16 protein-coding genes and 3 tRNA genes are annotated in these 22,379 nt (G+C 44.1%); 10 read left to right on the top strand and 9 right to left on the bottom strand.

Features of this window, described 5'->3' with window-relative positions:
- Positions 1 to 260 precede the first annotated feature (260 nt).
- The 6 genes from PYW33_RS13575 to PYW33_RS13600 form a co-directional block, all read right to left on the bottom strand.
- Complete coding sequence (locus PYW33_RS13575) at positions 261 to 1,523, bottom strand: OprD family outer membrane porin (protein ID WP_004647364.1); 1,263 nt, start codon at positions 1,521 to 1,523, stop codon at positions 261 to 263.
- Positions 1,524 to 1,953: 430 nt separating this feature from the next.
- Positions 1,954 to 2,973, bottom strand: coding sequence for a 4-hydroxy-2-oxovalerate aldolase (gene dmpG, locus PYW33_RS13580; protein ID WP_004647363.1), 1,020 nt, complete (start codon positions 2,971 to 2,973; stop codon positions 1,954 to 1,956).
- A 12-nt stretch (positions 2,974 to 2,985) separates the two neighbouring features.
- On the bottom strand, positions 2,986 to 3,882 hold the full coding sequence (locus tag PYW33_RS13585) for an acetaldehyde dehydrogenase (acetylating) (RefSeq protein WP_004647362.1): 897 nt from the start codon (positions 3,880 to 3,882) through the stop codon (positions 2,986 to 2,988).
- Positions 3,883 to 3,906: 24 nt separating this feature from the next.
- Complete coding sequence (locus tag PYW33_RS13590; RefSeq protein ID WP_004647361.1) at positions 3,907 to 4,704, bottom strand: 2-keto-4-pentenoate hydratase; 798 nt, start codon at positions 4,702 to 4,704, stop codon at positions 3,907 to 3,909.
- Between the two features lie 407 nt (positions 4,705 to 5,111).
- On the bottom strand, positions 5,112 to 5,780 hold the full coding sequence (locus PYW33_RS13595; protein WP_004278528.1) for an HAD-IA family hydrolase: 669 nt from the start codon (positions 5,778 to 5,780) through the stop codon (positions 5,112 to 5,114).
- Between the two features lie 362 nt (positions 5,781 to 6,142).
- Positions 6,143 to 7,099, bottom strand: coding sequence for an RluA family pseudouridine synthase (locus PYW33_RS13600; RefSeq protein WP_004278531.1), 957 nt, complete (start codon positions 7,097 to 7,099; stop codon positions 6,143 to 6,145).
- Positions 7,100 to 7,865: 766 nt separating this feature from the next.
- On the opposite strand from PYW33_RS13600, the gene PYW33_RS13605 reads away from it, so the two are divergent.
- The 5 genes from PYW33_RS13605 to PYW33_RS13625 all read left to right on the top strand — a co-directional run bounded on the left by PYW33_RS13605 (position 7,866) and on the right by PYW33_RS13625 (position 13,875).
- Complete coding sequence (locus PYW33_RS13605) at positions 7,866 to 11,345, top strand: Rne/Rng family ribonuclease (RefSeq protein ID WP_004647360.1); 3,480 nt, start codon at positions 7,866 to 7,868, stop codon at positions 11,343 to 11,345.
- Positions 11,346 to 11,518: 173 nt separating this feature from the next.
- Positions 11,519 to 13,360 carry a long-chain-acyl-CoA synthetase gene (locus PYW33_RS13610; protein WP_004647359.1) on the top strand — a complete coding sequence of 614 codons (1,842 nt, stop codon included), beginning with the start codon at positions 11,519 to 11,521 and terminating at the stop codon, positions 13,358 to 13,360.
- Positions 13,361 to 13,555: 195 nt separating this feature from the next.
- Positions 13,556 to 13,631: transfer RNA gene (locus tag PYW33_RS13615), tRNA-Lys, on the top strand.
- Positions 13,632 to 13,651: 20 nt separating this feature from the next.
- A tRNA-Lys gene (locus PYW33_RS13620) sits at positions 13,652 to 13,727 on the top strand.
- A 72-nt stretch (positions 13,728 to 13,799) separates the two neighbouring features.
- Positions 13,800 to 13,875, top strand: a tRNA-Lys gene (locus PYW33_RS13625).
- A 182-nt stretch (positions 13,876 to 14,057) separates the two neighbouring features.
- On the opposite strand, the gene PYW33_RS13630 is transcribed toward PYW33_RS13625, so the two are convergent.
- On the bottom strand, positions 14,058 to 14,747 hold the full coding sequence (locus PYW33_RS13630; RefSeq protein WP_004647358.1) for a hypothetical protein: 690 nt from the start codon (positions 14,745 to 14,747) through the stop codon (positions 14,058 to 14,060).
- A gap of 244 nt (positions 14,748 to 14,991) precedes the next feature.
- Here PYW33_RS13630 and PYW33_RS13635 point away from each other — a divergent pair, with 244 nt between their 5' ends.
- Positions 14,992 to 15,267 carry a PspC domain-containing protein gene (locus PYW33_RS13635; RefSeq protein WP_004278536.1) on the top strand — a complete coding sequence of 92 codons (276 nt, stop codon included), beginning with the start codon at positions 14,992 to 14,994 and terminating at the stop codon, positions 15,265 to 15,267.
- A 405-nt stretch (positions 15,268 to 15,672) separates the two neighbouring features.
- Complete coding sequence (locus PYW33_RS13640; protein ID WP_004278537.1) at positions 15,673 to 16,053, top strand: hypothetical protein; 381 nt, start codon at positions 15,673 to 15,675, stop codon at positions 16,051 to 16,053.
- A gap of 37 nt (positions 16,054 to 16,090) precedes the next feature.
- Here the strand turns inward: PYW33_RS13640 and PYW33_RS13645 are convergent, their stop codons facing one another.
- Positions 16,091 to 17,200, bottom strand: coding sequence for an HPP family protein (locus PYW33_RS13645; RefSeq protein WP_004278539.1), 1,110 nt, complete (start codon positions 17,198 to 17,200; stop codon positions 16,091 to 16,093).
- Positions 17,201 to 17,444: 244 nt separating this feature from the next.
- Positions 17,445 to 18,251 (bottom strand): transglutaminase-like domain-containing protein, encoded by an 807-nt coding sequence (locus PYW33_RS13650; RefSeq protein ID WP_004278541.1) that lies wholly within the window; start codon positions 18,249 to 18,251, stop codon positions 17,445 to 17,447.
- A 312-nt stretch (positions 18,252 to 18,563) separates the two neighbouring features.
- On the opposite strand from PYW33_RS13650, the gene glyQ reads away from it, so the two are divergent.
- From glyQ to PYW33_RS13665, 3 genes are all read left to right on the top strand, one after another.
- A complete protein-coding gene (glyQ, locus tag PYW33_RS13655; protein ID WP_004278542.1) occupies positions 18,564 to 19,547 on the top strand; it encodes a glycine--tRNA ligase subunit alpha in 984 nt (327 codons plus the stop codon).
- Positions 19,547 to 21,616: a glycine--tRNA ligase subunit beta gene (glyS, locus tag PYW33_RS13660; protein ID WP_004278543.1), complete on the top strand. Its 2,070-nt coding sequence runs from the start codon at positions 19,547 to 19,549 to the stop codon at positions 21,614 to 21,616. Before glyQ ends, glyS begins: the two co-directional genes overlap by 1 nt.
- 70 nt (positions 21,617 to 21,686) lie before the next feature.
- Positions 21,687 to 22,370 (top strand): adenylate/guanylate cyclase domain-containing protein, encoded by a 684-nt coding sequence (locus tag PYW33_RS13665; RefSeq protein WP_004647356.1) that lies wholly within the window; start codon positions 21,687 to 21,689, stop codon positions 22,368 to 22,370.
- Positions 22,371 to 22,379 lie beyond the last annotated feature (9 nt).

Consider the following 22,379-nt stretch of genomic DNA (forward strand, 5'->3'; position numbering starts at 1 on the left):
TGCGTGTCCCTCTATTTTCAAGAATTCGACGTCAAGTTGACTCATTAAAATGACTTGTGTACACCCTTATATTAACCGCTCAGCCGCAGCAAACTGATACAAAATTACGATTGCACCCTACAAAATAGATATAATTTAAGTATTTGTTTTATATATCAATTTAAAATAAAACCCTACTCAATCTAAGCCTTTAATGCAACAATGGAACGCTTAAACCAAAAAGCAGCCAGAAGACTGACTGCTTTTAAAATATACGGGTATTAGAATTTATGGGTATAAGTGGTGGCGACACGGTATTCTTGCAGGTCTGGTTTTGCTGGATTGGCAAAATTCACATCAATATACATCGCCTGTACACCCAAACCTTTTAATTTACCTTCTGGCACAGTGTAGTTCACGATGGCATTCACTTCATCCGTATTGAAGTTCTGACCTTGATACGCCCCAGTACCTTTCTGATCATAACCTTTGAAATATACTGCTGTTGCGTTTAGGCCTTTTGCACCCATTTCAGAGAAGTCATAGCCATAAGAAACACTCCATGACTTTTCTTCTGGTGCGGTAAAGGTCGCTACCCCCCAGTTCGCCAGATAAGGCTGTGGCACCCAGCCACCCAATGTCGGGAATGCACTATCACCAAACATTTGCTGGTAACCCACACCTACGCTATGTGCACCATGATTCACTTTTGCAGCGACAGATAATGCCTGGTTATCGATCTCACCATACAGCTTGTCACCTGACTCCGAGTTATCGAAGTAACGAATGTGGCTATCTAATTTGGTTTTTTCACCGAGCGCAGTTTTGTAATTTACCCCCAGATAATGCTGTTGGTAAATGTCTTGAACATCGGCATACCAGTAGCTCGCCCCTACTTCTTTAGTAAGCTGGTGGTCTACACCCGCAATCCACATGCCATCAGCTTCAGCACCCGTATCATAGAAACTTGGTGGAGCAAATTTAGTTAAGTCACGGAACTGGTTGTCATAACGGTTGTTAATACCATCAATATACGCCAGAGTTAACTTGGTATCCTTAAGGTCTTTAGACTCTAACCAAGCGCCACTATAAGTCGTTAATAACTGACGGGATGGATCGAATACCAAGACTGGAGATACCGGCAATAACTCACCGACTTTCAGCTCAGTTTGTGAAACTTTGGCTTTTAAGGTCGCGCCGACTTTACCGAAATGATCTTTTGATTCTTTGCCATCGTGCGGTAAAACCCAGTCCGGATTTTTATCATGGCCGTTGAGTTTGACTGCATGTTGCACCAGTACATCAGCACCAACCTGCACACCACCACCGATATCGTGATAACCGGACTTGGCATCCAGAGTCACCCCTTGTGACCAAGAACCCCAGTTACGTGATGAATAGTCATCTTGATACTGACGGTCTAGATAAAAGTTTTTAAATTTGAGTTGAACATTGCTGTCGTCAATAAAGTCTGCATTCGTTGCAGTTGTCCCTAAAGTTGCTGTCGCAGCAAGCATTGCAATCCATAAATTGTGACGACGCATGATGAGTTCCCCCATTCAGCTGATAAAATCCATGCAGCCATCATGCGCAAGTCGGTTTAAATAAAAAATCCGACCACAGTATTAAACTTTTGCTCTTTTAGCTCTGCATATTCCGGGCCCAGATTTAAGCACTCAATCTCTTAGATTTTAAACCGATTAATGAAAATAAAAATTTGACCAGATATTTAATTCAAATTTCTGTTTCCTTTATTAATAAGCGCAATTTTTTTAAAAACTTTAAGATAATATTTTTTATTTATCGTTTTTATGTTTAAGGAAAAAATTAAACTGAAATAATCTTCACATAGCACTATAACTAAAATATCTGAGATCAGAGTTTTAATATATTATTAAATCTACTTCATAATAAAAAAGCATCCAAATCGGATGCTTTTTTATTAGCCTTATTTTAATACGAATGCATTAAAAATTAAGCTTGTAACTCGCGCGCTTTAGACATGGTTAATGCCAGGTCTTCAATCATGTCTTCCTGACCACCTACCGTACCACGGCGACCCAGTTCCATCAGGATTTCACGTGCAGATACGCCATATTTCGCTTCAGCGCGTTTAGCAAACAACAGGAATGACGAGTAAACACCCGCATAACCTAAAGTAGCCGCATCACGGTCTGCACGAATTGGGTTGTGCATCATTGGAATCACTAGATCTTCAGCAACATCTTGTACTTTGAACAAGTCAACGCCAGTGTCCATACCCATACGGTTTGCCACAGCGATAAACAGTTCAAGTGGTGTGTTACCCGCACCAGCACCTAAACCTGCAGATGCCAAGTCAACACGTACCGCACCTGCTTGAACTGCAGCAACAGTATTCGATACACCCATCCCTAAGTTGTGGTGACCGTGGAAACCTAGCTCAATGCTTGAATCCAAGTGTTGACGTAAATGACCCACACGGTCGATCACGTCTTGAGGAAGCATATAACCTGCAGAGTCTGTTACGTAAATACAGTTTGCACCGTAAGACACCATCTTGTTTGCTTCTTCAAGCAGTTTTTCAGGCGTCGCCATATGCGCCAGCATTAAGAAACCGACGGTGTCCATTTCTAGTTTACGTGCAGCGGTGATGTGCTGTTCAGAACAATCCGCTTCAGTACAATGCGTCGCCACACGAATGGTAGAAACACCAATTTCATGTGCCATTTTCAAATGGTCAACTGTACCGATACCAGGGAGAAGTAATGCAGATATTTTTGCATTCTTCATACGTGGCACAACAGCAGATAAATATTCTTCATCCGTTGCAGCAGCAAAACCGTAGTTCACTGATGAACCACCCAGGCCGTCACCATGCGTTACTTCAATTAAAGGTACGCCAGCATCATCAAGTGCGGTTGAAATTGCAATCATTTGCTCAACAGTCGTTTGATGGCGCTGCGGGTGCATACCATCACGCAAAGTCATATCATGAACAATAATCTTAGACATTTTGGTATTCCTTTAAGCTTCAGCGGTGTTGAACACGTGTTCTGCGAACATTTCTGCAGTACGTGCAGCTGCTGCAGTCATAATATCAAGGTTGCCTGCGTATTTCGGCAGGAAGTCACCCAGACCTTCAACTTCCAAGTAAATTGATACGCGGTTGCCATCAAATACCGGACCATTTACCAGCTTGTAACCTGGTACGTATTTTTGAACTTCCTTGATCATGGCATGTACAGATTCAGTAATCGCTGCCTGATCCGGCTCACCTTCAACCAAGCAATGTACTGTGTCACGCATCATTAAAGGTGGCTCAGCCGGATTAATGATAATGATCGCTTTACCTTGTTTCGCGCCGCCGACTTTCTCGATTGCACCCGCAGTGGTACGTGTGAATTCATCAATGTTTTTACGCGTTCCCGGACCAACCGACTTAGTCGATACAGTTGCAATGATTTCGCCGTATTCAACAGGTTGAACGCGAGAAACCGCAGCCACCATCGGAATCGTTGCCTGACCGCCACATGTCACCATGTTCACGTTTGGTACTTCGCCCGCTTGTAGCAATGCTTCAAGGTTGACTGGTGGTACACAAAATGGACCAATCGCAGCAGGCGTTAAGTCGATCATCAACACGCCAAGTTCATTCAGCTTGCGGCTGTTTTCAGCATGGACATAGGCAGAAGTTGCATCGAATGCAATTTTGATGTCATCAGCAATCACATGAGGAAGCAGACCATCGACACCTTCAGCTGTGGTTTTTAAACCCATTTTCGCAGCACGCGCCAAACCTTCAGAAGTCGGGTCAATCCCCACCATCCAAACAGGCTCTAACCATTCGCTACGTTGTAATTTATAAAGCAAATCAGTACCAATATTCCCTGGACCGATCATTGCACATTTAATCTTTTTCATGAATGTACTCTCTTGGAATCTTGATTATTCAGCAGCGAATGCAGCGGTTACTGAACCGAAGCCTTCAATTTCAACCTTGAATTCATCACCTGGTTGCGCCACAACCATTGGACCTAAAGCACCCGTCAAGATGATGTCGCCTTTTAAAAGCGGACGGCCACGACGCACCATTTCATCTGCAAGCCAAACAGCAGCATTCAATGGGTTTGCAAGACATGCTTTACCCACGCCTTGAGAAACGACTTCCTCACCGCGCGTCATCACCATCTTGCAGTTCACAAGATCAAGTTTTTCTAACTTAACCGGCTGAGAACCCAAGACAAATGCAGCAGAAGATGCGTTATCCGCCACAGTATCAATCAGGCTAATTTTCCAGTTTTCGATACGGCTATCGACCACTTCAATTGCAGGCAGTGCATAATCAGTTGCGCTGATAATGTCTGCATACGTGTGTTTTTCTTTGGTTAAATCCTGGTTAATCACCAATGCGATTTCTGCTTCAACTTTCGGCTGAATCAGAAGGCCGGCTGGAATTGCTTCACCATCGCCATAAGCCATATCGGCAAATAACATACCGAAATCCGGCTGATCTACACCCAGTTGCGCTTGAACGACTTTAGACGTCAAACCGATTTTACGACCCACCAGACGGCGACCTTCAGACAAAGCACGCTCGGTATTCACTTCCTGAACGGCATAGGCGATATCTACGTCAGCACTTTCACCGCCAAGTTCCGGGCGAATCGGTGCAATCGCAGTTTGTGATAATTCAGCGCTACGAAGTGCTTGTGCAACTGATTCAACAACAGCAGAATTCGACATCAATGTTTCCTTAAACTGCAAAAATTAGGCTTATGCCGGGATCTAAGAGGGACAGAAAATAGGGACATGATCAGGCTGATCATCCGCATGGACTGCCTTTCTCAGAGCGAGCATAGGAATAAACAGTTTTAGGATGGGAAAAATCCGGCGTTTGTGCCAATAGTTATTTTATTTTTTGCTATAGCTATTATCTATAAGAATAATTTATAAAAAACGAAATAAAACAAAATCTTATTATTTAAAACACATCTCTATTTAGCAAAATAACTGCCGTAATATGACCGAATAAAATCAGTACAATTACGACTTTAGACTAAAAGATAAGAACCAGCGCTTAAATCTGCCGCATTCCCCAGCCAATTTAAACCGGGGAAATACATTCCTTGCACTGCAACCAAGATACTGGATTAAACTGCTGGTTTCCATTGGACTTTAGCCAACAATGCACTATGCAAAGCAGCCACATCATCCACGATACAGACTGGATTAAATTGAGCCAAAAGTTCAGGCGCATGTACGCCATAACTTACGCCAACACTTGGCATGGCAATATTTTGCGCCATTTCCAGATCATAAGACGTATCACCGACCATGATGGCATGTTCAGCCTGCACACCGGTTTCCGCCAGAATTTCTTCTAACATTAATGGATGAGGTTTAGAATGGGTTTCGCTGGCTGCGCGCGTAGTCACAAACAGCTCCTCACTGTTCGTCTGTTTCAATACACGATCCAGACCTTTACGACTTTTACCTGTAGCAACAGCCAGCTTTACGCCTTGCTGCTGTAAATCTGCGAGCATGTGCGCTACGCCTTCAAACCAGGAATCTCCTGACGAGTTGGCAACATAATGGTCGGAATAAGCCTGCAAAATATCCGTATGTAATTCTGGTACTGCCGGGAATAAACGCTGCGCGACTTCAGGCAAACCTAGGCCAATAATGCTTTTGGCATCTGCATTCGTTAAAGGCTGCTGAAATTGCTGTGCGGCAAACTGCAAACTCGCCACGATTTGACCAACTGAATCAAATAAAGTGCCATCCCAATCAAAAATGACCAATTTTGCAGGTGAGTTCATATAAGGTTTCCTAGATTTGATTCAGTCTTGACGTCCTCTCCTACAAGGAGAGAGATTTTTTCATTCTTAAGCCAATGACTTTATTAAAAGAACCAATAAAGTCGAATTATCAATGAAGTTTTAACTCAACATTGCTCTTTAATAAGTAACGTTCCATCTCCTGAACGAGTTTAAAGCACTGCTTTAAAAGACGTGCAAGAAGGAGACTTGCGCAGCAGTGCTGCTCAGGGAGAGGATTCTTTCGAAATTTAATCTCCCCTCTTGCGGAACAATGTTCTTCATCTTTAAGAAATAGGGGAATTCCCTCCTTTTTCAAAGGAGGGTGAGGGTGGATTAAATTTATTAAAAGAAAAAATAAGTCCTTATTGGGCAGCCGGTTTATCCGCTTTCTGCGCTCTTAACTGCGCCACCAGACTCTGCATATCTTCTGGCAATGGTGCTTCAATTGCTGGATAGCCCGGAATGTCCAGACGCATTGCATGTAAACACAAACGGCGTGGTTTTGGCCCACGATATTCTGTTTCATGACCATACTTTTCATCGCCTACTAGCGGATGACCAATACTCAAACCATGAACACGAATCTGATGGGTACGACCAGAAAGCGGAGATGCATACACCAGTGTGGCATGCATAAAACGTTCCTGCACATTCCACTGGGTTTTAGACTCTTTACCTTCTTTCGGGGACACGCAGACACGACGTTCACCATTGGCCAGCTCGTAACGATGTAAAGGTGCATCAATCAGCTGTTTATCCAGACTGACCTGCCCTTTTACTACAGCGGCATAGGTTTTTTTGATTTTATGTTCACGCAACATATCTTGTAATGTTTTCAACACGCTACGCTTTTTGGAAATCATCACCAGACCGGAAGTATCACGGTCAATCCGGTGAATCAGTTCCAGATACTTTTTACCGGTTGCTGCACGTAAGCCTTCAATCAGACCATAGGCCACACCGCTACCGCCATGCACGGCAATCCCGGATGGCTTATTCACGACCATCAGACCTTCATCTTCATAAATCACACGGGCCAATAAGCCTTGTGCCACTTTGTCGGAAACCGGTGCTGCAGATTCATCTTTTTGTTCATAGCGAATCGGCGCAACGCGAATCTGGTCACCGATTGCAAGTTTGGTTTCTGCTTTAATGCGTTTTTTATTAACGCGAACCTGGCCTTCACGAATCAGACGATAGATACGGCTTTTTGGCACACCTTTCAGACGACTAAACAAGAAATTATCGATGCGTTGTCCATCTTGATGTTCATCCACTTCAAACCAAGTGACGTTTTGCCATTGTTGCGTAGAATTCATACAGTTACTATGACCCAAAAAATACTAAAATTGATTAAAAACTGATCACTTAGGTTATGCTTTACACAAGAAACATAAGCTTAGCCCATAGGCAGATGATGCAAGGTTTGATATAGTCAGCGCACGGAAACCATCGTTTGTGAGTAAAAGTTGAATCATTTCAGATTTTTCTGAACTTGATTGTTCAATTAAAGACTCACATGATACGGGAAGGTCCCCAAAGAATTATGCCACGCCGAAGGCTTATTATATCGGCAAACAAAGCAAACTGTTGCGTTTAATTGTACCTCAGGTACATAAATCAGTTTGTCTTAAAAAATATGTCGCCAACTTTGTTGGTTTTTAAACGTAAACTGATACACATCAGATTAGTCGCAACCTGAAGACGACTTCAGGCTACAGCGTTGATGCATTGGATCTGCACAGTTTGTAAAGATACGACGACAATTCCGTATCAAGACACTTTCTATAAAGAAGGGATGATCTTCGAGCAATGTGACAGTGAAAGTTACACACATCCAATGCACCGCTCGTCCGCCAGTGAAGCGTTCAGGTGACTTTAATCCGTTTAAAGATTGAAGCCGTATTGCCATCATCAATACGTGAATCAAAAACCGAAGCCCATCTATATTAAATAGAGCTCGGTCATAAAAGACTCAAACCACAATGAAATTCATTGCAGATTTGAGCCATTGATCCGTGATGTGTGATGTTCGCTACGTGTATAGCGATTTTTTGCTGTGTATCACTATAAGGTGTTACACCCATGAAACGTATGTTGATTAATGCAACACATGCCGAAGAAATTCGCGTTGCACTTGTCACTGGTCAGCGTCTTTACGATTTTGATTTAGAAAATCGTACCCGTGAACAAAAAAAATCCAATATCTATAAAGGTCACGTGACTCGCGTTGAGCCTTCTTTAGAAGCTGTATTCGTTGAATACGGTGCAGGTCGCCAAGGCTTCCTGTCAATGCGTGAAATCGCAAATTCATATTACAAAGCCGATCCTCGCCAAACTTCGAATATCCGTGAACTGATCACTGAAGGCACCGAGCTTCTGGTTCAGGTGGAAAAAGAAGAGCGTGGTAATAAAGGCGCTGCCTTGTCTACTTTTATCTCACTTGCTGGCCGTTATTTGGTCTTGATGCCAAACAACCCGAAAGGTGGTGGTATCAGCCGTCAGATTTCTGGTTCAGTGCGTGAAGAACTGAAAGAAATGCTGGCAACACTGAACGTGCCACGTGGTATGAGTGTGATTGTGCGTACTGCCGGGATCGGTCGTTCACAAGAAGAATTGCAACTCGACTTACAGCACTTGTTAGACCTTTGGGCACAAATCCAGAGCACGGCAAGTTCAGGTCCATCGCCAATGTTGGTACATCAGGAAGCGGGCGTGGTAACACGTGCCATTCGTGACTACCTGCGTGATGATGTTGCTGAAATCCTGATTGACTCAGAACAAGCCTATAACGAAGCCTATAACTTCGTAAAAGCGGTAATGCCACGTCAGTTAGAAAAACTGAAAACTTATACCTTAAATGAACCTTTATTCGCGCATTTCGCGATTGAAAGTCAAATTCAAACCGCTTATGAACGTGAAGTAAAATTGCCTTCTGGCGGTTCGATCGTGATCGACCAAACTGAAGCTTTAGTGTCAATTGACATTAACTCAGCAAAATCGACTCGCGGTAGCGACGTTGAAGACACCGCGTTAAATACCAATATTGAAGCGGCAGAAGAAATCGCGCGTCAATTACGTTTACGTGATATCGGTGGTCTGGTGGTGATCGACTTCATCGACATGACTAAAGACCGCAACCAGCGTATGGTGGAAGCGAAGCTGCGTGAAGCGACGCAAAGTGACCGTGCCCGTATCCAGTTCGGTCAATTGTCACGTTTTGGTTTGATGGAAATGAGCCGTCAACGTCTGCGTCCTTCTCTTGAAGAAGCGACTGGCTACGTTTGCCCACGCTGCCATGGTACCGGCATGGTTCGTGATCTTCGTTCTTTATCACTTTCGATTATGCGTAAAGTGGAAGAGATCGCGTTACGTGAACGTCATGGTGAAGTTCAAGTCGAAGTTCCAGTCGAAATTGCTGCCTTCTTATTGAATGAAAAACGTCACACCTTGGTCTATTTAGAACAGACTTCAAATGTACGTGTCACTGTGCTGCCGCATCCGCATCTGGAAACACCGCATTATGAAATCACTTATAATGCCGAAGGCTTTGCACCAACCAGCTATGAACGTACTGAAGCAACTCGTTCAAGTGAAAAAGAGTTGGGCTATGAGTCATCTGAATGGCATTTAGAAGAAGAACAACATACGCATGCTGCTGCACCAGCGCCTGCTCAACAGCAAAACAACGGCAGAAACAATAAACGCCGTAACCAGCAAAACCAAAATGCACAGCAAGTACCTGTTGCGCAACAAGCTCCTGCCCAAGCACAAGTTGCTGCTCCTGCATCTAGCCCATGTGCCTGGTTAGAAAACCTCTTTGTTCAAAAACAGGCTGCGACTGTTGATCAATCGCGTACTGCCAACAATGCAGCTGCAGCAATTGAACAAATGATCAATGGCGGTGCGGTGAGCCGTGGTCAGTTCGGTCAATTGTCTGCACCGGTGGCACAACCTGCTCCACAGCAAGTATCTCAACCTGCTGCTCCGGCAAGCAGCAATGCTTACCTGGCACCATCGACTGTAGCGCAAAAACAGGAACGTGATGCTGAAAAACCGGCTGAACGTGATGAAAGAGCACCGCGTCATAACAACAAAAAACCACGTAATCCGAAGCACAAAGAACCGCGTGAGCAGGTTCAGTCTGAAGCTTCCGCTCCTCAGCAACATCAGGTGCATGAAGAAGTGGTTCAGGTATCTCGTCAAGAGCAACGTCATGAAGCACGTGAAAACAAGCGTAATTCTCGCCGTCAGCATCACAACGAGCCATCTCAGCAAAATGATGTTCAAAACAATGAACAACAGCCACAACAGGCAATGCCACGTCGTGACCGCCGTAACCAGCCACGTCAGGAACGTCCAAATCGCCACCGCGATCCAAGCGTGCTGAATGAGCAGGCTCAACAAGCAGCACCTGCAGTCGTTGAAGCTCCAGCAGTCAACGACAAGCAGCTTCGTGTTGAATTGGTTGATGCACCACGTCAAGTCGTGATGCCAACCGCTATGGTCGTGAATATTGACCAGGCAAAAAGCGAAATCGTGGCATTGAATGACAATGCTGCAGTTGCAACGCCAGCGGTTGAAGTTACTGCACTGGCAGATGCGCCAGTTGAAGAAGCCGCGGCTGAAAATGTAGTGGAAGCTGCACTGACAGCCCCTGTTGAAGAAGTTGTGCCAACTGAAGAATCAAGTGCTGAAAAACCACGTGCCAGCAACGATCCGCGTCAGCGTCGCCGTCAGCAGCGTGAAGGCCAGCCTCAACAGGCCACAGTTCAGAAGTTGACTCCGTCACAAGTACCAACATTGGGTCAGTTCACCATTGGTAGCCTGATTCGCCATGTTTATGGTGAAGACTGCTCCGTACTGATTGAACAGTTTGGTTTATTGCCAACCTTCAACCGTGCTCTAGAGAAGTTCACAAAAGAGTACAACGCGAGTCTGGTGGCTGCAGCATCGCCTGCCGCAGAGAAAAAACCGGTTACCCGTGATGTTCAAGTAACCGTAGCCAAGGTTGAAGCAGAGCCTGCTCCAGTTCTGGACCTGACTCCACCAAAACCGGTGTCGGACAAACGTGTCGCAAACGATCCACGTGAGCGTCGCCGTCTAGCTAAACAGGCTGCAGAACAGGCCCTACAACAAGCCAAGCAACAGGCTAAAGTAGAAACAGCTCCGGCAGTTGAAACTGCGCCAGAAGCACCTGTAGCAGCAGAAGCGCAAGCAGAGTCAGCTGAAGCAGCAGCAACTGAAACTCCAGTAGCCACTGAAGTAGCTATTGAAGAAACCGTAAATGCTCAGCCAGCTGAACAAGCCACTGAAACGACGGCACCAGTAGATGCAGCTCCTGCAGAAGAGACTCCAGTGACTGAAGCTCAACCTGAAGATGCTGCGCCAGTTGAAGCAAATGCTGAATCACAAGCTCCTGTTACAGAAGCCCAAGATCAGGCCGAAGTAACAACAGAAGACACTGAAGCCAGCGAAGCTGAAAAAGCGGAGAAACAGGCTGCTCGTCCACGTCGTCCACGTGGTCGTCCACCGAAAAAAGCCAATACTGCAACTGAATCATAATTTGCTCAATTGCAGTCATATAAAAAAACCTAGTCATTTCGGTGACTAGGTTTTTTTTGCTAGATTTAGTCAGAATAGGTTGATTGCACTAGTGTTTTAACGCTAAAAGATGGCTAGCTCGTCTACTGTATATAAATTGAACGTATCGGATACGAAAAATAAATAGGATTCTCATGACCCAAATGAAACCACACGATCTGATTGGGATTGCAGATGTCGCTGCCAAAATCCCGGCTTTCTTGACCAAAGTGCCCAATTTGCTCACTGGTCTAAGACAGGCATATTTACGTACTCCGAACACACCGGCCGGCCTGGGTCTGGCTTTTGAAAAAGCCACCAAGCGTAACCCGGAAGGCATTGCCTTGCGTTTTGAAGAGCAAAGCTATAGCTATGCTGCTCTCAATGCCTGGGCCAACCAGATTGCCCATTTCTATCTATCCTTGGGTGCCAAGAAAGGTGATGTCGTTGCCGTCATGGTCGAGAACCGTCCTGAACTGATTGCCAGTGTAATTGGTCTGGCCAAACTGGGTGTGACGACCGCTTTAGTGAATACCTCTCAAGTCGGCAAGGTGCTGACGCACAGTATCAATCTGGTCAAACCGATTGCCCTGATTGTCGGCGAAGAGTGCCGTCATGCAGTTAACGAGATTCGTAATGACCTGAATATTAGCAGTGACCGCCTGCACTGGTTTGCAGATCAAAACACTCAAGCCGATCCGGGTCAGGCGCCTGAAGGCTTTATCAACCTGGCTGAAAAAACCGATCTTGCTCCCAAATTCAATCCATCAACTACTCATTCGGTACAGGGCAAAGACGGGCTGTTCTATATTTACACCTCGGGCACCACGGGTCTACCTAAAGCGGTGATCTTTACCAATGGTCGCTGGACGCTGGCTTATGGCACCTATGGGCATGTGCTGAATCTCAATAAAGATGATGTGATGTACTGTACCCTGCCGCTTTATCATGCCACAGGCATGGTGGTGTGCTGGTGCGGTGTCATTGCAGGGAGCAGCACCCTGGCTATTCGCCGTAAATTTTCGACCTCTTCTTTCTGGAAGGATGTGCAAAAATTTGATGCCTCTGCGATTGGTTATGTCGGTGAGTTGTGCCGCTATCTGATGGATGCTCCCCCATCTGAACTGGAAAAAGGTCACCGCGTGACTAAGATGATTGGGAATGGCATACGCCCAAATATCTGGGATAAATTTAAATCCCGTTTTGGCATTCAGGAAGTGCTGGAACTGTATGCCTCTAGTGAAGGCAATGTCGGTTTTAGCAATATTTTCAATTTTGACAATACCGTCGGTTTCTCACCCACACCGTATGCGATTATTGCCTTTGATAAAGATAAAAATGAGCCGGTACGGGATGCCAAAGGCCATTGCAAACGGGTGAAAAAAGGCGAAACTGGTTTATTAATTGGTAAAATTACCCGCCGTTCACCCTTTGATGGCTATACCGATCCGGAAAAAAACAAGTCAGTCATCATGCAGGATGTATTTACCCAAGGTGATGCTTACTTCAATACCGGAGATCTGGTGCGCAATATCGGCTTCCGTCATGCGCAGTTTGTTGATCGTTTAGGCGAGACTTTCCGCTGGAAAGGTGAGAATGTTTCCACCACTGAAGTGGAAAACATGCTGACCGAGTATGACAAAATCGTTGAAGCGGTGGTGTATGGCGTAGAAATTCCCAATACCAATGGTCGTGCCGGTATGGCCGCGATTACCCTGCAACCCGATGTAAAATTGGATGATGCAGATTTAGCAGCCATGGCCGCTTGCTTTAAAAAATGCTTGCCGGCTTATGCGGTACCGGTATTTTTACGTATACAACAGCAGATTGAAACTACAGGTACCTTTAAATACCAGAAAAATAAATTGAAAGAGCAAGCATTTGATCCGAGTAAAACCGATGAACGCCTGCTGGTGTTATTGCCAGGTGCAACGGCATATTCCGAGCTCACCGCAGAGATTTTTGCCAATATTCAGGCTTATCAATATCGCTTCTAAGTACTGAAGTTGCCTATTTTTTGTTTAGATAAAGCATAATTGTTGTATTTATAATCAAACATGGGCAACTTTGTTATTTTTTGCTTGCGCTGAAATGAGATCTTGCTACAATACGCTCCATCAAACAAAGTGGTGCTTTAAGCTATTTAGCTTGACTTGCACTGCACATTCAAACCTGGTTTGAATGATGGTTCAGGGTCGTTAGCTCAGCTGGTAGAGCAGCGGACTTTTAATCCGTTGGTCCCGCGTTCGAATCGCGGACGACCCACCACTTATTTGATATTCCTTGATGGGTCGTTAGCTCAGCTGGTAGAGCAGCGGACTTTTAATCCGTTGGTCCCGCGTTCGAATCGCGGACGACCCACCATCTTCCGAAAGGATCACGTAAAAGTACACCACACTCTTGCGTCATAAAAATGGTCATCATTTTTATTCCTCAGGGTCGTTAGCTCAGCTGGTAGAGCAGCGGACTTTTAATCCGTTGGTCCCGCGTTCGAATCGCGGACGACCCACCATTCTTTCCTTAGAATGTTTCTCTGATTTACTTCATTATATTTTAATTAGATTACGATGTTTTGGTCGTGTATTTCTGCGCCTAGATTTTATGCTCACGCGTTCCCACCACTCGCCTTTATTGTCTAATCTAAATCGTATTTGAATTAAGCTTTCGACCAGATCAGCCAATTTTTATCAGGCATTATTTTTGAATATGAAAGGATGTGTCTTTGACCAGTTCATAGGCTTTTGAAGGTGCCGGATAACCGCGATCAAATAATTCCCGGTTGGTTCTTTCCTTTTCACTATAGATTTTTTCCAGATTCATGACCAAGTGATTTGAATCTTTAATCTTATAGTAAAAGCTCGCCCCTTCTTTGCGATTCACTACCACATCGGTACGTTCCGGATTGATAAACCAGCGGTCTTTACGGTAGGTGATATTGTGAGCCGTGCTGTTTTTGGTATTATCAATAAATACTTTGCCATACTGTAAAATGCTGCGATGCACCGTACCATCCGGCATCAGAGTCAAAATAAATTCTGCCTTGCCTTCAGTACAAGGCGCAAAGCGGCCATCACAGTCGATTTCAGTATGATAGCGGCCTATAAACGCCTTGGCATCCTCTGGTACAGTTGCCGGGTTTAAATCAGCTTCTGCCGGAAGAGTCGCCTGCCCTGCGACCTGAGTTAAGGATTTGGCACTGACGGTCACTACATCGGCCTTTGTATTGGCAGCGGAAATTTTAACACCTTCTTCTGAGGTCGCCTGACTTTCCTGTTCAGGTTTGACTTGCTGCTGATCACAAGCCTGCAAAATCACCATACTCCCCAACACCAGGCTACATTTAAAAAAACTGCTTAATGTACAACGGGATACATCCAATTTCATTTTTAATAAACCTAAATAGGAAAAATGGCGAGCAAAAAGCACACAGCAAAGCTGCTGAACTTTACACAAGAGTTCAATAGAATTTTCACTATGTTAGTAGCTCTTAGATCTGGTTTTAATCTTTATTAACATTACTTAACGATTTTATTTTTAATCAGCACTTTAAAAAGCTTAAGCAAACTCCATTTCTTTAAGTATGGATCTAGTTTTAGGATTCACACCTATTTTTAATCAGGAGATTTTAATGGCCAATGTTGGTTTATATCGCTCTAACCGCTCAAACATGATTGCAGGTGTGATGGGTGGTATTGCTGAACGTTTTGGTTGGAACGCAAATTTATTACGTCTAATTTTTGTGGTGATTTCAATCATGAGTGCCGCCTTCCCGGGTATTTTGGTTTATCTGGTGTTGTGGTTAATCATGCCGAAAAAACAGTACAGAATTGATCATGACAGCGTTCATCAACCTCAGGGCTATCAAAATCCTGTGCGTACAGTGAATCAGGATAAACGCTATTAAGCTGTACAGTCATTTTTAACAAGCGTTCTTAACCAGTTTCATCGCAGAGCTTCCTCTTTCACCCCGGTTAAATGGGATGAAATTTTGATGCCACGGTAATTTCCCCAAGTTATCGTGGCTTTTTTTGCCTATCTTTTATGATGACTGAGCTTTAGCCTCTCTGTTTATCTTTCAGATTGATTCAAGATCAACTGCATCCTGCGATTGATATAAAAAAATCTGCTTAAATATATTTTTAGCATTCACTTAACGTATTTTTAAGCTGTCGCTGATCGTAAAAAGTGTATGCTCTAAAAATAAAAAAGTATAAATTTCATATAGTCTAAAAATCATAGAAGCGTTAAATCATTTATGGATAAGATATTTCAGTTCATATCCCGACCGATCCAGAATTCTCCCTGGAAAATGACATTTAACCTCGCGCTTGCACCTTTGATCATCGCTGTAATTTTATTCCCTTATGCGCTATTTCATGAAGTCAGTTATGGGGTTTTCTCCATTTTCAAGAGTCTGTTTGCAGCGCTTTTTATTAGCTTTTTTGTCTGCCTGACTTACTGGGTGATGGTCTTTCCTTTTCTATTAGTGACTCACCTGCTGCTATGCCATTATCAGCTGTTTAATATCATCACGATTTTAATGAGCTGCGTACTGGGAACCCTGATTCTGGCTTATATCTCGCATCCTCCAAGTGAAAATTTTAGTTCCCATTTTTTGTTTCTGCTGTGTTTTTCCCTGCCGATGGCACTATTTTACAGTTTTCTCAGCTGGCAAGCTGACCAGAGTTGATCACGCCCTGCCTGTTAACTTCTGTTTTAATCCGGTTTTAAGCTTTCATTTTAAAATGATTCAGCTCCTGATTGAGTGCGGCAATCATGTCTGCCCGGCTGATAATTCCCACCAATTTCTGCTCGCTCACCACCGGAATATAGTTGAAGGAACGCTCGACAAAATATGGCACCAGATCCTGAATGGGTTGTAAAGGCTGCACTGTGATCACCTTACGGGTCATGATATGTTTGACCTGATGTTCCCAGCTACTGCGCACATCGGCAGCGCGCTTGAACCATTCCACCACCTGATACATTGCCAGTGTACCGACCAGTTGTTCATCGGCATTAACGACGGGCAGGCTCATCAGGTTCATCTGTTTGAACTTGTCCAGTGCGTGCTGAATATCATCATTTTCATGCAGGGTTGCCACATCCTTGGTCATAATATCCTGGCAGCTAAATTCATGCACTGCACGCGCATTGGCGCGGTTTTGTGCCTCCATAATGATTTTTTGCAGGTCATATTCACTGATGTCCAGCAGCTCGGTGCGCTGATCCAGCACTTCCTGAATATCCTGAGGTTGAATGGTGACTTTCTGGGTCGGCGTCGGATCCTTGGAACGGGTATTTAACTGGGCTTGCTGTGGATAATCCTTGCCAATCATCCGGTTAAAGACAATCGCAATCACCATGAGCAGAATTGAATTGAGCAGCACCGGATAAAATACAAAGGCATAACCCAGTTCATGCACCGGCTGGCCACCCAGCACTGCGGTAATGGCCACGGCGCCACTCGGTGGATGCAGGGAATCTGTGGTCATCATCAGGACAATCGCCAAGGCCACGGCGACACTAAAGGCTTCGGTCGGACTGGCAATTAACAAGGCACAGCTCACGCCAATCACCGCAGCAATGGTATTGCCGACCAGAATATTCCAGGGCTGTGCCAGAGGACTGGCAGGCACTGCAAACAGCAATACCGAGGATGCGCCCATCGGGGCAATATACCAGGCTTCAAAATCCCCCAGAATCCATAAACTCAACAAAGACGAAACCACCAAACCCAATAGTGCTCCAACTCCGCAGAGCAAACGGTCTTTGAGTGGAAGGACTTTGAAATTTGGTTTTAAGGTATTGAGCCAGTCGAGATGGGAATGAAACACAGTGCGCCTGATCTTATTGTTTGTAGATTTTGGGCATTATAGAACCAAGCCCGATGAAAGGCATCTGTGTTTTACATCTTTTCATCATTCGCGAATGCAGGCTTTTTAAAATAATATTTCACTCAGATTAAAACATTCATTCGGCTTTTTATAGAATGATCACTTTATTACCGGTAGTCATTTGTATGGAAAAATCCTTTCTAACCTTCTGCTTAAATCGTTGTTCAAATTTTTTTAAAACAGCTTAATGGCTCATTTCAGGTTGAATCAGTGGCTGGATTTTTAACAGTTCGACCTCACCATAATAGGTTGAAAATGCCACATCTCCGGCATCGACTCCAGTACCGATCCGAATGAGATTTTCGACCGGAGCCAAACGGGTCGGATCAAACTGCACCCAGCCACCGTCTAAATACGCTTCAAAAATAGCATGAAAATCGGGTAAAAACTTTTCAATTTCCACATAACCGACCACCATGCGTGCCGGAATTCCCAAAGCACGGCACAGCGCAATGCCCAAATGGGCAAAGTCACGACATACGCCTGCACGATGCACCAGTACATCTGTGGCAGTGGTAAATTGGTCGGAACTGCCAGATACATAAAAAATATTGTTATAAATCCACTGTTCAATGGCTTTGACCCGCGTATAGCCCGGTGTCATCCAGCCAAATGAGCGTTTCGCCATTTCCAGCAATAAATCCGAATTGCAGTAACGGCTGGCCAGCAAATAAGGCAATACTTCATCGGGCAGCTCAGGAATGGCCACTTCTTTTAGACCCTGCTGAAGTTCCAGAGAGAGGCTCGGATGACGGACTACTGTCGCCGTATAATTCAGCTCAAAAGTTTCACAGGGTTCGACCTGTAGCCGAACATGTCGATTTTGATGCTGGGCATCCTGAAATTCATGCCATGCTACGGGCAGATTAAAGCTGAGTTGTTCTTCAAGAATCTTCTGATCGGAATGATGTGCCGCCTGAAGCATAAAAATAAATTCTGTCGGTTGCACGACCTTGTATTTTAAATGGCATTGAATTTGGTAAGTGGTCATGAAGTTCCTTATTTTTAAGCGTTATTATATTGCGTGAATATTAAACTAATTTGAGGATCGCAATCGTATGAGATCCGTTGAACTTTATGACTCTCCAGTTAACAGCATGCCATATATCAGATTTATTCCTGATTTTCAGATCAGCCTGTATCGACCAGTACAGCTAAAATCGCAGTAAGCCTCTAAATGCCACGTATCCTTTAAGCCTGTTTTATTTTTTTCAAAAAAGTATCCCTACATTAACCCTTTGCCACTCCCCTGCAAAGTCCTTATAATTGAGCACAATTTTTCTCTAATTTTAAGTGGATGACCATGAGTCGCGCCATATCGCATATTGATACCTTCCAAGGCTTAATTCTTGCCTTACAAACTTACTGGGCGGAGCAAGGCTGCGTCATTTTGCAACCTTATGATATGGAAATGGGTGCAGGGACATTCCACACTGCGACTTTCCTTCGTGCACTGGGTCCTGAAACCTGGAATGCCGCTTATGTTCAACCGTCACGCCGTCCGAAAGATGGCCGTTATGGTGAAAACCCGAACCGTTTGCAACATTATTACCAATTCCAGGTGGTGCTTAAGCCAAACCCGGACAACATCCAGCAGCTTTATCTTGATTCGCTTAAAGCGATCGGTATTGACCCACTGGTACACGATATCCGTTTCGTGGAAGACAACTGGGAATCTCCAACACTGGGTGCTTGGGGCCTAGGCTGGGAAGTTTGGCTCAATGGTATGGAAGTGACGCAGTTCACTTACTTCCAGCAAGTCGGTGGTGTTGAATGCTACCCAGTGACTGGTGAAATCACTTACGGTCTTGAACGTCTTGCAATGTACTTGCAGGGTGTAGACTCTGTTTATGATCTGGTGTGGACCAAAGGTCAGTTCGGTACGGTAACTTATGGCGATGTGTTCCATCAAAATGAAGTGGAACAATCGACCTATAACTTCGAATATGCAAACGTTGAAAAAATGTTTGAATTGTTCGATTTCTACGAAGCTGAAGCAACGCGTTTGATCGAAGCGAAACTTCCACTTCCTGCATATGAGCAAGTCGTGAAAGCATCACACAGCTTCAACTTATTAGATGCGCGTGGCGCGATTTCTGTGACTGAACGTCAACGTTACATTTTACGTGTACGTACCTTGGCACGTTCTATTGCGACAAGTTATGTAGCAGCACGTGCGGAACTTGGTTTCCCAATGGCTGAACCAGCGTTACGTGATGAAGTGTTGGCACAGTTAAAAGCACAAGTTGAAGCAGAAGCGAAAGAAGCAAACAAGGAGAGCAAATAATGTCTAAACATACCGTTTTGTTCGAATTGGGTTGTGAAGAACTTCCACCAAAAAGCTTAAAAAAATTACGTGATGCCTTACATGCAGAAACCGTAAAAGGCTTAAAAGATGCTGGTCTTGCTTTTGATTCAATCGAAGCTTATGCAGCACCACGTCGTCTTGCGCTTAAAATTGTCAACGTTGATGCTGCGCAAGCAGATACACAAAAACGTTTTGACGGCCCTGCCAAACAGGCAGCGTTTGATGCTGAAGGTAACCCGACTAAAGCTTTAGAAGGCTTTATGCGTGGTCAAGGCATCACAGTTGATCAAGTATCAACTTTCCAAGCGGGTAAAGTTGAAAAAGTTTGCTACTTAAAAGACGTAAAAGGTCAAAGCCTCGACGTTTTACTTCCACAAATTTTACAAAATGCCTTGGATAACCTTCCAATTGCAAAACGTATGCGTTCTGCGGCAAGCCGTACTGAATTCGTACGTCCAGTAAAATGGGTTGTGTTGTTAAAAGACAACGACGTAGTTGATGCAACGATTCAAGATCACAAAGCCGGTAACGTGACTTTTGGTCACCGTTTCCACGCGCCAGAAGCGATCACTTTAGCGCATGCAGACGAATACTTAGCGAAGTTAAAAGCAGCGCATGTTGTGGCTTCATTTGAAGAGCGTCAAGCAACCATCGACCAACAAGTGAAAGCATTGGCTGATGAAGTCAATGCAATTGCAATTGTGCCTGCGGATCTTCGTGACGAAGTGACTGCATTGGTTGAATGGCCTGTTGCGCTACGTGCAAGCTTCGAAGAACGCTTCCTTGCTGTTCCTCAAGAAGCATTGATCACGACCATGCAGGACAACCAAAAGTACTTCTGCTTAGTCAATGCTGACAACAAATTACAGCCTTACTTCATTACTGTGTCAAACATTGAGTCAAAAGACCCGACACAAATCATTGAAGGTAACGAAAAAGTTGTTCGCCCACGTTTGTCTGATGCTGAATTCTTCTTCCTACAAGATCAAAAGCAACCGCTTGCATCGCGTAAAGAGAAGCTTGCAAACATGGTCTTCCAGGCAGAGCTTGGTACGCTTTGGAACAAGTCTGAACGTATTGCAAAATTGGCTGTTGCACTTGCGCCTATTACAGGTGCAAAAGCGGAAGATGCTGAAAAAGCTGCCCTTCTTGCGAAGTGTGACTTAACCTCTGAGCTTGTGGGTGAATTCCCTGAACTTCAAGGGATCGCGGGGACTTACTATGCGCGTCTTGAAGGTGAAAATGCTGAAGTGGCTGAGTCTTTAGGTGAGCAATATTTACCTAAATTCGCGGGTGACGTTTTACCGAAAACCAAAACAGGTACAACCATTGCCCTTGCGGATCGTTTAGACACATTGACTGGTATTTTCGGGATCGGTCAAGCGCCTACAGGTTCTAAAGACCCGTTTGCACTTCGTCGTTCTGCGATTGGTATTTTGCGTCTTGTCACTGAAAACGAGCTTGATGTTTCAATTGAAGACCTGATCAAACTTGCTTTAGCTGCTTATGGCGATGTATTGAAAGATCACGACAAGACTTTGGCAGATGCTGTTGCATTCTTGGAAGGTCGTTACCGTGCAAAATACGAAGACCAAGGCGTGGCTGTTGATGTGATTCAAGCGGTTCAAGCTTTGTCACCAAAATCTCCTCTTGATTTTGACAAGCGTGTCAATGCAGTCAATCACTTCCGTGCATTACCTGAAGCTGCTGCGCTTGCTGCTGCGAATAAGCGTGTTGCGAATATCTTAGCGAAAGAAGCTGCGCCTGAAGGTTCAGTGGTTGAAGCAAACCTGGTTGAAGATGCTGAAAAAGCATTGTTCGCTGAACTTGCTAAGATTGCACCTCAAGTTGAGCCATTATTTGCTGCCAAAGACTACACTGCTGCATTGTCTGCACTTGCTGCACTTCGTGCGCCTGTTGATGCATTCTTTGACGGTGTCATGGTGATGGCGGATGATGCCGACCTGAAAGCAAACCGTTTACGTATGCTTGCACAGCTTCGTGAGTTGTTTACGAAAGTGGCAGATATTTCGGTGTTACAGCACTAAGCCTTAATTGCTTGAAAGTTAAACAAAACCCCGCTATAAGTTAGTGGGGTTTTTAATGAATGAATAAAAAATGCAAGCAAATTACAAATCATATGATTTTGAAAAAAGCCGTGAAAGAATTGATGAAATATTAGACTCTTCAGATAATAATTATCAAGAGAGTAATAAAGTACCTGGTATAGATGATCTAACATACACCAACGGCTATCATATAAATTGCTCTGCTTTATTTATTGATCTACGTGGTTCAAAAGACCTAGCTACTCAACATCAAAAGAAAGTTTTAGCAAAAATATATAGAGCCTATATTTCTGAATTGGTTGCGCTCCTTAACGGTAATCAAAATATCCAGCAAATTTATATTGAAGGTGATTGTGTTTGGGGGGTATTCAATACAGAAACAACTGTCCAAATTAATGAGGTATTTACTACCGCTGCTAAAGCTAATTCACTAATTCATACTTTAAATATAAAACTTAAGAAAAAAAATTATACTCAGCTTAAAGTTGGTATGGGGCTTCATTATGGACAAGCTTTAGTTATAAAAGCTGGCTATAAAGGTAGTGGTATCAATGAAGTTACTTGGATCGGCGAACTAATTGGAAAAACAGCTCACTATTGCAATAATGCAAACAAAGGATGGCGCAAACCAATCATTCTTTCTGATGTATTTCACCAAAATTTAAATGATGACAATAAAAAGCTATGTGACAAAGTACCTTATACGGATTTCTATGAGTGTGATGTTATATAGGACTTACGC

Source organism: Acinetobacter lwoffii (assembly GCF_029024105.1).
Taxonomy (GTDB): Bacteria; Pseudomonadota; Gammaproteobacteria; order Pseudomonadales; family Moraxellaceae; genus Acinetobacter; species Acinetobacter lwoffii.